Consider the following 13,992-nt stretch of genomic DNA (forward strand, 5'->3'; position numbering starts at 1 on the left):
TGGCCCATCGTGGCTCTCGCGACATCCATGTCGCTCAACCCCTGAAACTGCGCTTCAACGAGGCCTCCTGAAAGGGGCAGTTCGGAGTGTGTGGTGGTTTCTCTGGAAGTCCACTCAAGCCAAAGCCAAAGCCAAAGCCAGCGGGCAGGGCATGCTTTCGTGTAGGAGCTTGCTCGCGAACCGCATCGCAGCGGCGCCGGGTTCGCGAGCAAGAACTGGGCGTCCCCCTTGCTCCTACAGCTCGAATCCGCTGCAGGAGCGGGGCATGCCCGCGATCAGCTGGGCGCAGCCAGTCAGCCCGGGAACAACACCTTCGCCACGTCCCCATAGCGCTTGGCGAAATGCACCGTCAGCCCTTCCTTCAGATACTCCGGCAGTTCCTCGAAATCCCCGCGGTTGGGTTCGGGCAGGATCAGCTCAAAGATCTTCTGCCGGCGTGCCGCGATGACTTTCTCGCGGACACCGCCAATCGGCAGCACCTGGCCGGTGAGGGTCAGCTCGCCGGTCATCGCTACGCCCTTCTTCGGCGCCTGGTTGCGCGCCAGGGACAGCAGGGCGCTGGCCATGGTGACGCCGGCGCTGGGCCCGTCCTTGGGCGTGGCGCCTTCCGGCACGTGCACGTGGACGAAGGCCTGGTCGAAGAAGGTCGACTCGCCGCCGTACTTCTTCAGGTTCGAACTGATGTAGCTGTAGGCGATTTCCGCCGATTCCTTCATCACGTCGCCCAATTGGCCGGTGAGTTTGAAGCCGCGGTTCAGCGTATGGATGCGCGTCGCCTCGATGGGCAGAGTCGCGCCGCCCATGCTGGTCCAGGCCAGGCCGGTGATCACGCCGACGCCGGAGAGCACCTGCTCGGTGCGGAACACCGGTTTGCCCAGGTACTCCTCCAGGTCCTTGGCGCCGATCTTCACCACCGAGTCCGGGTCTTCCAGCAGCTTCATCACCGACTTGCGTACCAGCTTGCCGAGCACTTTCTCCAGCTGGCGCACGCCGGCCTCGCGGGCATAGCCCTCGATCACTGCGCGCAGGGCGGCGTCGTTGATCGACAGGCGATTCTTCGGCACGCCGGCCTTTTCCAGCTGCTTGGGCCACAGGTGACGCTTGGCGATGGCCAGCTTCTCCTCGGCGATGTAGCCGGACAGGCGAATGACTTCCATGCGGTCCAGCAGCGGGCCGGGGATGGAGTCCAGGGTGTTGGCGGTGCAGACGAACAGCACCTTGGACAGGTCCAGGCGCAGGTCCAGGTAGTGGTCGAGGAACTCCACGTTCTGCTCCGGATCGAGCGTCTCCAGCAGCGCCGAGGCGGGGTCGCCCTGGTAGCTGCTGCCGAGCTTGTCGATCTCGTCGAGCATGATCACCGGGTTCATCACCTCGACGTCCTTGAGCGCCTGCACCAGCTTGCCGGGCAGGGCGCCGATGTAGGTGCGGCGGTGGCCCTTGATCTCGGCCTCGTCGCGCATGCCGCCGACGCTGAAGCGATAGAACGGCCGCCCCAGGCTCTCGGCGATGGACTTGCCGATGCTGGTCTTGCCCACGCCGGGCGGGCCCACCAATAGCACGATGGAACCGGCGATCTCGCCCTTGAAGGTGCCCACCGCGAGGAACTCGAGGATTCGGTCCTTCACGTCTTCCAGCCCCGAATGGTGCCGGTCCAGCACCTTGCGCGCGTGCTTGAGGTCGAGCTTATCGACACCCATCAGGCCCCATGGCACCGAGGTCGCCCAGTCGAGGTAATTGCGCGTGACAGCATATTCCGGCGAACCGGTTTCCAGGATCGACAGCTTGTTCAGTTCCTCGTCGATGCGCTTCTTCGCCTGCTCGGGCAGGGTCTTGCCTTCCAGGCGCGCGCGGAATTCGTCGGAGTCGGCGCTCTTGTCGTCCTTGGTGATGCCCAGTTCCTGCTGGATGATCTTCAGCTGTTCCTGCAGGAAGAACTCGCGCTGGCGCTCGCCGATCTTGCGGTTGACCTCGGCGGACAGCTCCTTCTGCAAGCGCGCGACTTCCACTTCCTTGCGCAGCAGCGGCAGGACCTTCTCCATGCGCTTGAGCATGGGCACGGTGTCCAGCACGCCTTGCAGTTCGGACCCCGGCGCCGTGGTCAGCGCAGCAGCGAAGTCGGTCAGCGGCGACGGGTCGTTGGGGTTGAAGCGGTTGAGATAATTCTTCAGCTCTTCGCTGTACAACGGGTTGAGCGGCAGCAGTTCCTTGATCGCATTGATCAAGGCCATGCCGTAGGCCTTCACCTCATCGCTGGGGTCACTGGGAGTGTGCGGATACTCCACCTCCACCAGGAAGGGCGGCCGGTGGCGCTTGATCCAGCCGCGGATGCGCACGCGCGACAGGCCCTGGGCGACGAACTGCAGCTTGCCGCCTTCGCGGCTCGCATGGTGCACGCGCACCAGAGTGCCGTGCTCGGGGAGGCTGTCCGGATCGAAGTGGCGCGGGTCGTCGGGCGGGTTCTCCATGAAGAACAGCGCCAGGCTGTGGTGCTCGGTCTTGGCGACCAGTTCCAGCGTCTCCGCCCACGGCTCCTCGTTGACGATCACCGGCAGCACCTGCGCCGGGAAGAACGGGCGGTTGTGGATCGGGATGACGTACACCGTGGTCGGCAGGTTCTGCCCCGGCAACACCAGCCCGGTGTTGCTGACCTCTTCGGCGCTGTGAATATCGTGAATCTCGTCGTGGTCGCTCATGAGGCACCTGACTGATTGAACATGACAGTCTAGATGGGGAAACCGACCCAGGGTTTCAATCCCATTGCTTCGATGGATGTATCCGAAGGTGTTACAACCCATTGTGTGAGAGTGGAGCTTAGGAGCGGATTAGCGGCGCGACCGCAGGAAGTCGCTGGGCGGGCGGCCGAACTGGCGGCTGAACATCGCGCTGAAAGCGCTGGGTGTGCTGTAGCCCACTTCCAGTGCCACCCTGAGCACGCTCTCGCCCTGCGCCAGCCGCTCCAGCGCAGTCAGCAGGCGTGCCTGCTGCCGCCATTGGCCGAAGGTCAGCCCGGTTTCGGCGAAGAACCAGCGTTGTACCGTCTTGCTGTCGACGCTCATCCGGGCCGCCCAGTCGGCAAGGCTGGCGTTGTCGCCGGGCTGCGCCTGGATGGCCTGGCAGAGCGCGCGCAGCCGCGGATGCGCGGGCAGTGGCAGGTGCAAGGGCAGCATGGGGTCTTCACGCAGCTCGTCCAGCATCAGGCCGAGGATGCGACCGTCACGGGAGTCGGGGAGCACCTCGCCACTGATCGACAGCGCCGCCAGGATCAGCTCGCGCAGCAACGGCGAGACCGCCAGCACGCAGCAATCCGGCGGCAGGTGCGGGGCGCTGCCCGGCTCCACGTAGAGCGTGCGTACCCGCACGTCGCCGACCATGCGCGTCCAGTGCTCCACGCCGGCGGGTATCCACAGGCCACGGTTATCCGGCACTACCCACTGACCGCTGGCGCTACCCACTACCAGCACGCCGCGCACGGCGTAGAGCAGCTGCGCGCGGTGATGGCTGTGCGCGGGCACCTGATGGCCGTCGGGGAAATCCAGGGCGACAGCGGCCACCGGACTGGCGGCCCGTTCGTCGCCGTGGTTTTCCACGGCTTGAGGTGGAATGTCCTTTTTAAGCATCTGGATGCCTGTTTGTCGTTAGACGACCACTTTCCTCCATCGTTAGGCTGATGAACAGTCCCCATCTGCTTCGATGATCCCGCCATGACCGACCTGTCCGTAATCGCCGAGCAACTGGCTCGTATCGCCAGTCTGCTCGAACAATCCCTGCCGGCGCGCGCCGAGCTGGCGCTGGAAGAGGGCGCTATCGCCCATCTCTGGGAATACCGCCAGGGCCAGCCGCGCCTGACGCCGGTGATCGAGCCGGCGCTGATCGCCTTTGACGACTTGCGCAATGTCGACCGGCAGAAGGCGCTGATCGAGCAGAACACCCGCCAGTTCGTCTCCGGTCGCCCGGCCAACAATGTGCTGCTGACCGGCGCGCGCGGCACCGGCAAGAGTTCGCTGGTGAAGGCCTGCCTGCACGCCTTTCATGCCGAAGGCCTGCGCCTGATCGAGGTGGACAAGGAACACCTGGCCGACCTGCCGCAGATCATCGACCTGCTGCGCCATCGCCAGGAGCGCTTCATCCTGTTCTGCGATGACCTCTCCTTCGAGGATGGCGAGACCGGCTACAAGGGCCTGAAGACCGTGCTCGACGGCTCGGTGTCCGGGCAGTCCGGCAACGTGCTGATCTACGCGACCTCCAACCGCCGCCATCTGCTCGCCGAGCGTGCCGAGGACAACCTGGCCTTCCAGCGCAGCGAGAGCGGCGAGTTGCACCCGGGCGAGGCGGTGGAGGAGAAAATCTCGCTCTCCGAGCGATTCGGCCTGTGGATATCTTTCTATGCCTTCAGCCAGGAGCAGTACCTGGAGGCGGTCGCGCGCTGGCTGGAATACCACGGCCTGGGCGGCGTTGCGCAGGAGGAGTGGGTACAGGCGGCGATCCGCTGGGCGACCCATCGCGGGTCGCGGTCCGGGCGGATCGCCGCGCAGTTCGCCCGGGATTTCGCCGGGCGTCGGCCTTAGCCTTTAGAACGCCACTTTTACCCCCGCTTGGATGCCACGCCCGCCAGCCGGCACGCTGTCGCGCAGGATGGAGCTGGCGTAGCGCACGGTCTGGTTGGTCAGGTTCTCGCCCTTGACGAAGGCCAGCCAGCGGCTGTCGCCCAGATCGAAGCGGTAGCCGAGGCTGGCGCCGAGGGTGGTATAGCCGTCGGTGCGCAGCTCGTTCTCCGGCACGCGGTTCTGGTCGGCGGCGTATTCCACGTCGACCCGCGCCTGCCATTGCTGCAGTTCCCACAGCAGCGCGCTGTTCAGGCGCAGCGGGGCGATGCGCGGCAGCGCTTCGCCGGTGTCCTTGTTCTTGGCTCGGGTGTAGTCGCCGGACAGTTCCAGATCGAAGCGGCCGTAGGGGCTGTCCAGCAGGTGGATGCGGTCCTGCGCCTCGACGCCGTAGAAGTCGGCCTTGACGCCGCTGTAGAGGTATTCGGGCAGCGCTTCGTCGTCACCGGCATCCACCACCGCACCTTCCTCGTCGCGGTAGCGACCGCTGGCCAGCAGGCCGATGTAGTTGGAGAAGCGGCTGTAGAACACGCCGACGCTGCCCTTGTGCCGGCCGCTGTCGAAGCGCAGGGCGAGGTCGGTGGAAACGGCTTTTTCCTTGCTCGCGTCGGCGTCGCCCACTTCATAGGTGCCGGTGGCCGCGTGAGCGCCGTTGGCGTAGAGCTCGTAGAAGGTCGGCGCGCGTTCGGTGTAGGCCAGGGTGGCGGCCAGCGACCAGATCGGCGTCAGCTTGTACACCGCGCCGCTGGACAGGCTGCCGGCAGTGAAGCTGCGTGAGCCGTCGTTTTCGGCGAAACGCTCGTTGTCCTTGGCATTGGGGTCGATGCGCGTGTGCTCGGCGCGACCGCCCAGGTTCAGCGCCAGGCGCTCGGTGGCCTGCCAGTTCTCCAGGAAGAACAGCGCTGCACTGTCGGTCTCGGTATGCGGCACGAAGGCCTCTTCGCCCAGCGCGGAGAAGCGGCTGTTGGCGACCTGCGCGCCGACGATGCCTTCCACTGGTCCGATCGGTTTATGCCGGGCTTCGATACGCGCCTCGTAGCCGTCGTTCTTGAAGGTGGTGCCAGTCTCGCCGTCTTCGATTTCCTTGTGCTGGTACTCGGTGTAGGCCGCGTCCAGCTTCACCGAGCTGAAGGGGCCGTCGAGGTCGCGGATTTCCGAGGCGAAGGCGTAACGATCCTGTTGCATCTTCAGGCGTACGTCGTCCTCGGCGGGCGAGCCGTAGTTGCTGTCGTAGCCGCTGTAGGACAGGCCCGCATAGCCGTGATCCCAGTGGTAGCTGCCGCCGATGGCGCCGCTGTCCTGGCGGCCGTCGCTATTGTTGACGCGGTGCTTCGAGTCGTCGCCGTCCACTTGGCGTTGGCGCGCCGAGTGGGCGTAGCCGGGGATACGCAAGTAGTTGAACTCGCGGGAGCCGGCGTCGAGGTGCAGGGCGAAGTTGCCGTCGCCGGCTTCGAGCGCGCCGGCAGCGCTGCGGGTGGTGTCCGAGCCGCCGTAGCGCAGCTCGCCCTGGCCGTGGATGCCGTCCACCGCTTCGCTGGGAATGCGGTTGTCGAAACTGTTGACCACGCCGCCGATGGCGTTGCCGCCGTAGAGCAGGGCGGCCGGGCCGCGCACGACCTCGATGCGCTCGACCACGTTGGGGTCTTCCGGCACGGCGTGGTCGTAGGACAGCGACGAGGCGTCCAGCGCGCCGACGCCATTGCGCAGGATGCGGATGCGGTCGCCGTCCATGCCGCGGATCACCGGGCGGCTGGCGCCGGGGCCGAACCAGGTGGAGGACACGCCCGGCGTGCCATTGAGGGTTTCGCCCAGGCTGCCTTTCTGGCGCAGGGTCAGTTCGTCGCCCTGCAGCACGCTGCTGGGCGCCGCGGGGGAGGAATCGCCCAGCGGGTTGGCGGTAATCACCTGCGGCTCCAGTTCGGTGGGGGCGGCATCGGCCAGCGAAGGCGCACCGGCGCAGAGGGCGATGCCCAGCGGTGCGAAACGCCAGCGTGGACGGGGAAGGGATGGGGACATGACGAACTCCTGGTTTTTCTTCTGGCAAAGCGAACCCCTCCCTCGTGGTCAGGGATGTGCCAGGCGGCGGGAAGAGGAAAATGGGGAAGTGTTATTTGTTATAACATAACATATTCATCGGTTAGCAAGACTTTCCTGCTTAGATGATTTCGTGCGGAGTCCGGTGCTGAGTTGCGCCGGGTTGCACCTGCTGGCTGGGCAGGTCGATGGAATTTTCGTACCATGCTCAAAATTTGATCAGATCGCGCCATGTTCGATACCCGTCTCGCCACGTTGCCCGACCAGGCTGACCAGCACGCCCATGACCATCACCAGTTGGTGATGTCCCTGAGCGGCCGTGCGGAGTTCGAGATAGGCGGTACCGCCGGCGAGGTCTGCCGTATGCGCGCATGCCTGGTGCCAGGAGATGTCGGGCACCAGTTCGCCGGGCTGGGCGACAACCGGATGCTGATCGTCGATCTGACCGAGGCAGGTACCGGCGAGCAGGACCGCGAATTGCTGGCGAGGCTGTTCGAAATGCCGCGCTACCCGACGCTGGATGCGGACTTCCAGAACCTGCTCAGCTACGCCGGGGCGGAAATCGCCCGCTACGGCGATGACCCGCTGCTCGCCCGTGCCCTGGGCGGCGTGTTGCTGCGAGCATTGCACCTGCGGCTGTTCGGCGAAGACCGTGCGCCGCGCAACGGGCCGCTGGACCTGGAGCGGCTGGACGGCTATATCGCCGAGCACCTTTCCCGGCGCATTACCGTGGCGGAGCTGGCGCAGGTCGCCTGCCTGAGTCCGAGCCATTTCCATGCGCAGTTCAAGGACCGTGTCGGCCTCACGCCGCACCAGTACCTGCTGCGCCAGCGCCTCGACCGCGCCGCGCGCCTGCTGCGGGAAACCGAGCTGCCATTGGTCGGCGTAGCCGGGGAATGTGGGTTCTCCAGCCAGAGCGCATTGACCACCGCGATGCGTCGTTACCTGGGTTTGACCCCCGGCAACCTGCGCCGCTGCTGAATTGCGGGCCTGCGCGCCGTGAATTACTGATCGAATGGACAGGTATTGCCCTTCGGGCGCCGGAGTCTTTTGCAAGAACTCCAGAGCTTTCAGCAAGAATTCCTTTGGGTGCAACCCATAGAGTCCGCCCACCGCGTTGCTGGTGTTCCAAGGTGCAACCCGGTCAGACCAAGAACAACAGCCAGCTCGATACGCGGGAGGGGCGCCATGCCCATCACCGGTTCTGTCTTTGCCTGTCGCGCGCCTGCACCTGGCCGCGCCACTTCCTTCACGGCCCGGCCTGCAGCGCCTGCCCGTGGCCTCGCGCCGTCACCGGTCGGACCGGTGCAACCGCATCGCCTGCTTTCTGTACAATCCGCGCCCTCGCGCGCCGGCCACTCCCTGCCGCTTTTTCATGCGTGCGTGTGCTCAATTTCAGTCACTGCCGATGAGCTTCGTCGCCAGCCCCGTATTGTGCGGCTGGAGATAACTCGACGGGAGCAGGACGCCGACTCCGGCGCCTGAGGGATGACCGGGCAACGCCCGGAAAACGCCCCGCACCTCGCCTACCGGCGAAAGCGGGGCGGAAGTCGCCGTGGTGAGACGGCGGCTGCAGGATGACGCCAGCAAGGATGAGGGCGTGCCTGCGTCGGGACGCGTAGAGGTTCGGTGCCTGTTTGGCATCACGCGCAACCCGGTTTGCCTGTGAGCAAGCGCTAACCGGTCGGCGTCAACCACGCCGGCTGCCAGTCAAGGGTTCGCGATACCCCGCGAACCTGGATAAAAACAAGCTGTAGGGGAGCCCCCATGAGCGTCAACACGCCAACACTGATCACCTTCGTGATCTACATCGCGGCCATGGTTCTGATCGGCTTGGCCGCCTATCGTTCGACCAACAACTTCTCCGACTACATCCTCGGTGGCCGCAGCCTCGGCAGTTTCGTCACCGCGCTGTCGGCCGGTGCTTCGGACATGAGCGGCTGGCTGCTGATGGGCCTGCCCGGTGCCATCTACCTGTCGGGCATCTCGGAAAGCTGGATCGCCATCGGCCTGATCTGCGGCGCCTACCTGAACTGGCTGTTCGTCGCCGGGCGCCTGCGCGTGCACACCGAGCACAACGGCAACGCGCTGACCCTGCCGGATTACTTCAGCACCCGCTTCGAGGACAACAGCCGCATCCTGCGGGTGATCTCGGCGCTGGTGATCCTGGTGTTCTTCACCATCTACTGCGCCTCCGGCATCGTCGCCGGCGCCCGCCTGTTCGAAAGCACCTTCGGCATGTCCTACGAGACCGCCCTGTGGGCCGGTGCCGCCGCGACCATCGCCTACACCTTCGTCGGTGGCTTCCTGGCGGTGAGCTGGACCGACACCGTGCAGGCCTCGCTGATGATCTTCGCGCTGATCCTCACCCCGGTGATCGTGCTGTTCGCCACCGGTGGCGTGGAACCGACCTTCGCTGCCATCGAGCTCAAGGACGCCGCCAACTTCGACATGTTCAAGGGCGCTTCCTTCGTCGGCGTGCTGTCGCTGATGGCCTGGGGCCTGGGCTACTTCGGCCAGCCGCATATCCTGGCGCGCTTCATGGCGGCTGATTCGGTGAAGTCGATCCCGGCTGCCCGCCGCATCTCCATGACCTGGATGATCCTCTGCCTGGGTGGCGCCGTCGCCGTGGGCTTCTTCGGCATCGCCTACTTCCAGGCGCACCCGGAGCAGGCTGGCGCGGTGGGTGAAAACCACGAGCGTGTGTTCATCGAACTGGCCAAGATCCTGTTCAACCCGTGGATCGCCGGCGTGCTGCTGTCCGCCATCCTCGCCGCGGTAATGAGCACCCTGAGCTGCCAACTGCTGGTGTGCTCCTCGGCGCTGACCGAAGACTTCTACAAGGCCTTCCTGCGCAAGAACGCCAGCCAGCTCGAGCTGGTCTGGGTCGGTCGCGCCATGGTGCTGCTGGTGGCGCTGGTGTCCATCGCACTGGCTGCCAACCCGGAAAACCGCGTCCTGGGCCTGGTGTCCTACGCCTGGGCCGGCTTCGGTGCCGCCTTCGGTCCGCTGGTGCTGTTCTCCGTGCTCTGGAAGGGCATGACCCGCAACGGCGCGCTGGCCGGCATCATCGTCGGTGCGGTCACCGTGATCGTCTGGAAGCAGTTCGGCTGGCTCGGCCTGTACGAGATCATTCCTGGCTTCATTCTCTCCAGCCTCTCCATCGTGGTGTTCAGCCTGATCGGCTCGGCACCGTCGAAGGCGATGATCCAGCGCTTCGAGGAAGCCGAGGCGGAATACGCCGAGGCGACTCAGCCGGCCGGTGCTGCCGTGACCAGCCGCTGATCCTGAGCTGAATGAAAAAGGCCGCGCTCCCGCAAGGGGCGCGGCCTTTTTTGTGGCGTCAGGATTGGCTTTTCTGTAGGAGCGAGCTTGCTCGCGAACCCCCTTGATGCCGTGGGTGTCGGGCAGGTTCGCGAGCAAGCTCGCTCCTACAGGTCATGGCTCCGTGCTGACCTGTGCGTAGGAGTGGACTTTGTCCGCGATGCTCCCGGAACCTATCGCGGACGGAGTCCGCTCCTACGCTGGTTGGCAAATCCGGCGTGGGGCGATCAGAGCGAGGTGTTGCCACTCATCGCCGCCGCATAGCGCCAGCAGGCGAACAGGCACAGCAGCAGGCCGACCACCGCCAGCGCACCGCCGACATAGCCGATCCACTCCAGCCCCATGCCCACCGCCACGCGGCTGCCCAGCAGCGCGCCGCCGCCGATACCGACGTTGTACAGGCCGGAGAACATCGCCATGGCCACGTCGGTGGCGTCGTGGGCCAGTTGCAGGACCTTGGCCTGCAGCGCCAGGCCGAAGCAGAGGATCGCCGCGCCCCAGAACAGGCTCAGGCCCAGCAGTGCCGTGGGCGAATGGGAAAGCGGCATCAGCAGCAGGAGCGAGCTGCCGAGCACGGCGATGGCCATGCACGGGAAGGCGCGCGGGAAGCGCTCGCTGTAGCGGCTGAAGAGGATCGAACCGAACATCCCGGCGCCGCCGAACAGCAGCAGGAGCAGCGTGGTCTTCTGGCTGTCCAGCGCGGCGATCTCCCGCGCGAAGGGTTCGATGTAGCTGTAGGCGGTGAATTGCGCGGTGATCACCAGCACGGTCAGCACATACATCGACACCAGCGCCGGGCGGCGCAGCAGCAGCGGCAGGCTGCGCAGCGACCCGGAGTTCTGGCTGGGCAGCAGCGGCAGCGCGCGGGCCAGCCAGAGCACCACGACCACCGAGACGCCGGCAATTGCCAGGAAGGTGGTGCGCCAGCCCATCGCTTCACCCAGCACGCGGCCCAGCGGAATGCCCAGCACCATCGCCAGGATGGTCCCGCTGGCCAGCAGGCCGAGGGCCTTCGCCTGCTGGCCCGGTGGCGCCACGCGCACCGCGAGCGAGGCGGTGATCGACCAGAACACCGCGTGGGCGAAGGCGATGCCGAAGCGGCTGATCATCAGCACCGTGAAGTTCCAGGCAAAACCGGAGAGCACATGGCTGACGATGAACAGGCAGAAGATCACCACCAGCAGGCGGCGGCGTTCCATGTTGCGGGTCAGCTGCATCAGCGGCAGCGAGGCCAGCGACACCACCCAGGCGTAGAGCGTGAGCATCAGGCCGGTCTGTTCCGGACGCATGTCGAAACTGCGCCCGATATCGCTGAGCAGGCCCACCGGGACGAACTCGGTGGTATTGAAAATGAAGGCGGCGATGGCCAGGGCGATGACGTTCAGCCAGCTGCCGGTACGGGGGGCTTGCGCGGTTGTCATGGGAATCCTGAGGTGAGAGGGGGCTCAGGCCGTGCCTTGGGATCACGCTTGTAGCGCGTCCCTGGCAAAGAAGAATTGTTGTAGCGGCGGAGTGCAATTCTAACCACGCATCCCGGCCCGCGCACGGCAAAGGGATGCTTGCGCGGGCGCAGCGGCAGGCTCAGGCGGCGTTGTCGATCAGCGGATCGGCCGCCTGCGCCACTTCCTCGGCCAGCCAGTCGAGGAACGCGCGCACTGGTGGATGGCGCTCGCGGCCGGGCACGCAGAGCGCGGTGTAGTTGGCACCAGGGACGTTGATCTCCGGGCGATAGGGCACCAGCAGCCCCTTCTCCACGCTCTCCGAGACCAGCAGCGAACTGGCCAGCACCAGCCCCTGGCCGGCGATGGCCGCCTGCAGGGCGTAGAACTCCTCCTCGTACTCGCGCTGTACCGCCTGGGTCAGCAGGCATTCTTCACCGGCTGCCGCGCACCAGGCCTTCCAGCCGCGCTCGTAGAGCTCGGAGTTGTACCAGCGCACGCTGATCATCTCCGGCACGTCCACGTCGGCGGTCGCCACCAGTGCCGGCGCGCCATACACGGCGAAGCGTTCGGCCAAGAGGAACTGGCTGTGCATGCGCGGGTACTCGCCGAAACCGTAGCGGATCGCGAGATCGACGCTGGCGTCCTGTTGCAGGTCGAGCAGTTCGCACTGGCTGTCCAGGCGCAGGCGGATGTGCGGATGGCGCGCATAGAAGCGCCCCAGGCGCGGCACCAGCCAGAGCGCCGCGAACGCGGGGGTGGTGGAGATCGTCAGGCTGCTGGCGTTGCGCTGCGGACGCAGGCTGTCCACTGACTGCGAGACCTCCAGCAGCGCGCCGTGCAGGCTGCGGAACAACCGCTCGCCGGCCTCGGTCAGGCGCACCTGGCGTGGCAGGCGCTCGAACAGCGGCAGGCCCAGCCATTCCTCCAGCGCGCGGACCTGGTGGGATACCGCCGTGGGCGTCACCGCCAGTTCCTCGGCGGCGCCCTTGAAACTCAGCTGGCGCGCAGCGGATTCGAAGGTACGCAGGGCGGGCAGGGGCAGGTTGGCGAACATCGAAATCTCCATGGATGAGTTGAACTCATCTGGGTGCAGTTTCCCTCAGTTGTCCGGGGAACCGCCGGAAAATACCGTGGATGGCAAGCAGGGTGGCAATCCAGTGTAACGGATGAATCACCTGGAACAAGTCGAACCGAAGGAGTCACAGATGAACCGAATTCTTGCCATTCACGCCAGCCCGCGTGCCGAGCGTTCCCATTCCCGTCGCCTGGCCGAGGGCTTCCTCGCTGCCCTGCCGTCCGCGGACATTACTCACCGCGAAGTGGGCCGAGCCAATCTGCCCCACGTCAGCGAAGGCTTCATCGCCGCGGCCTTCCATCCGCAGCGCGAGCATCGTCCGGCCGAACTTCAGGCGGAGCTGACGTTGAGCGATGAGCTGGTGGACGAGCTGCTTGCCCACGACCTGCTGGTGATTTCCACGCCCATGTACAACTTCAGCGTGCCCAGCGGCCTGAAAGCCTGGGTCGACCAGATCGTCCGTATCGGCCGCACCTTCGACCTGCACATCAAGGATGGCGAGGCCGAATACGAGCCGCTGCTCAAGGGCCGCAAGGCGCTGATCATCACCAGCCGCGGTGGCGCCGGCATGGGGCCGGGCGGTGAGCTGGAGTGGATGAACCATGCCGACGCGTGGCTGCGTGTGGTGCTGGGGTTCCTTGGCATCGAGGACGTACAGGTGATCGCCGCCGAGGGCGAGGAGGGCAATCCCGAGGCCTTCCGCGCTGCCTATCAACAGGCTGAACAAACCTTGGCCGACCTCGCCGAGAGCGAGTGGGCGCGTGCGTGATGGCCTGGGCGATGCTGATGGTGGCGGCGGTGTTCGAGGTGATGTTCGCGGTGTCGATGAAGTACGCCGAGGGCTTTACCCGGCCGCTACCGACCGTGGTGACGGTGCTCGCGGTGATCGGCGGGATCTTCTTCCTCACCCTGGCGATGCGCCAGTTGCCGGTGAGCATCGCCTACCCGATCTGGACCGCCATCGGTACCCTGGGCACGGTGTTCTTCGGCTTCCTCCTGCTGGGCGAGGCGCTGACGCTGACCAAGCTGGCGTCGGTCGCCCTGATCATCGCCGGCGTGGCCGGGCTGCGGGCCTGATCGCCGGTGGCTGATGCTTGATGGTAAGGTGCCGCGCATTCTCCCCGACGGCACCGAGCATGAACGACAAACCGAAGAACCCGCTGCATGGCGTGACCCTGGAAGCCATCCTCAACCAACTGGTGGCGCAGTACGGCTGGGACGGGTTGGCCAAGCGCATCGACGTGCGCTGCTTCAAGAACGACCCGAGCATCAAGTCCAGCCTGACCTTCCTGCGTCGCACCCCATGGGCGCGGGAGCAGGTCGAGGCGTTGTACGTGAAGAGCGTCCAGGGCAAGTGAGGTCGGACTTTCGTAGGAGCGGTCTTCGTCCGCGATGGGTCCGCAGCGCACTGGAGGCGATCGCGGACGGAGTCCGCTCCTACGAGATACCTCTGCGCTTGGGCCATCCCTCACCCTAGCCCTCTCCCAAGGGGAGAGGGGACCGTTCGGTGCAGGAT

11 protein-coding genes are annotated in these 13,992 nt (G+C 65.8%); 6 read left to right on the forward strand and 5 right to left on the reverse strand.

What is annotated here, in order from left to right; all coding sequences use genetic code 11:
• Positions 1 to 293: 293 nt before the first annotated feature.
• Together lon and A9513_RS04240 are read right to left on the reverse strand one after the other, a co-directional pair.
• The gene (gene lon, locus A9513_RS04235; protein ID WP_065084078.1) at positions 294 to 2,693 is read right to left on the reverse strand and encodes an endopeptidase La; all 2,400 of its coding nucleotides are present in this window, start codon (positions 2,691 to 2,693) and stop codon (positions 294 to 296) included.
• A 129-nt stretch (positions 2,694 to 2,822) separates the two neighbouring features.
• Positions 2,823 to 3,617, reverse strand: coding sequence for a helix-turn-helix domain-containing protein (locus A9513_RS04240; RefSeq protein ID WP_024765552.1), 795 nt, complete (start codon positions 3,615 to 3,617; stop codon positions 2,823 to 2,825).
• 84 nt (positions 3,618 to 3,701) lie between these two features.
• On the opposite strand from A9513_RS04240, the gene A9513_RS04245 reads away from it, so the two are divergent.
• A complete protein-coding gene (locus A9513_RS04245) occupies positions 3,702 to 4,565 on the forward strand; it encodes an ATP-binding protein (protein WP_065084079.1) in 864 nt (287 codons plus the stop codon).
• Between the two features lie 3 nt (positions 4,566 to 4,568).
• On the opposite strand, the gene A9513_RS04250 is transcribed toward A9513_RS04245, so the two are convergent.
• Positions 4,569 to 6,617 (reverse strand): TonB-dependent receptor, encoded by a 2,049-nt coding sequence (locus A9513_RS04250; protein WP_065084080.1) that lies wholly within the window; start codon positions 6,615 to 6,617, stop codon positions 4,569 to 4,571.
• A 249-nt stretch (positions 6,618 to 6,866) separates the two neighbouring features.
• On the opposite strand from A9513_RS04250, the gene A9513_RS04255 reads away from it, so the two are divergent.
• Together A9513_RS04255 and putP are read left to right on the forward strand one after the other, a co-directional pair.
• Entirely contained in the window at positions 6,867 to 7,616 is a 750-nt protein-coding gene (locus tag A9513_RS04255) for an AraC family transcriptional regulator (RefSeq protein ID WP_037012213.1), read from the forward strand.
• Positions 7,617 to 8,402: 786 nt separating this feature from the next.
• On the forward strand, positions 8,403 to 9,920 hold the full coding sequence (gene putP / locus A9513_RS04260) for a sodium/proline symporter PutP (RefSeq protein ID WP_024765555.1): 1,518 nt from the start codon (positions 8,403 to 8,405) through the stop codon (positions 9,918 to 9,920).
• A 266-nt stretch (positions 9,921 to 10,186) separates the two neighbouring features.
• Here the strand turns inward: putP and A9513_RS04265 are convergent, their stop codons facing one another.
• Entirely contained in the window at positions 10,187 to 11,380 is a 1,194-nt protein-coding gene (locus tag A9513_RS04265) for a sugar transporter (RefSeq protein ID WP_065084081.1), read from the reverse strand.
• A 160-nt stretch (positions 11,381 to 11,540) separates the two neighbouring features.
• Positions 11,541 to 12,455 carry a LysR substrate-binding domain-containing protein gene (locus tag A9513_RS04270; RefSeq protein ID WP_024765556.1) on the reverse strand — a complete coding sequence of 305 codons (915 nt, stop codon included), beginning with the start codon at positions 12,453 to 12,455 and terminating at the stop codon, positions 11,541 to 11,543.
• Positions 12,456 to 12,606: 151 nt separating this feature from the next.
• Here A9513_RS04270 and A9513_RS04275 point away from each other — a divergent pair, with 151 nt between their 5' ends.
• The 3 genes from A9513_RS04275 to A9513_RS04285 are packed head-to-tail and all read left to right on the forward strand — an operon-like array spanning position 12,607 to position 13,834.
• A complete protein-coding gene (locus A9513_RS04275) occupies positions 12,607 to 13,245 on the forward strand; it encodes an FMN-dependent NADH-azoreductase (protein ID WP_024765557.1) in 639 nt (212 codons plus the stop codon).
• Positions 13,245 to 13,553, forward strand: coding sequence for a multidrug efflux SMR transporter (locus tag A9513_RS04280; RefSeq protein WP_024765558.1), 309 nt, complete (start codon positions 13,245 to 13,247; stop codon positions 13,551 to 13,553). The genes A9513_RS04275 and A9513_RS04280 overlap by 1 nt, the downstream gene beginning before the upstream one ends.
• Positions 13,554 to 13,612: 59 nt before the next feature.
• Positions 13,613 to 13,834 (forward strand): VF530 family DNA-binding protein, encoded by a 222-nt coding sequence (locus tag A9513_RS04285; RefSeq protein WP_024765559.1) that lies wholly within the window; start codon positions 13,613 to 13,615, stop codon positions 13,832 to 13,834.
• Positions 13,835 to 13,992: the final 158 nt, after the last annotated feature.

This window comes from Pseudomonas sp. AU12215 (genome assembly GCF_001675465.2).
In the GTDB taxonomy this organism is placed as follows: domain Bacteria; phylum Pseudomonadota; class Gammaproteobacteria; order Pseudomonadales; family Pseudomonadaceae; genus Pseudomonas; species Pseudomonas nitroreducens.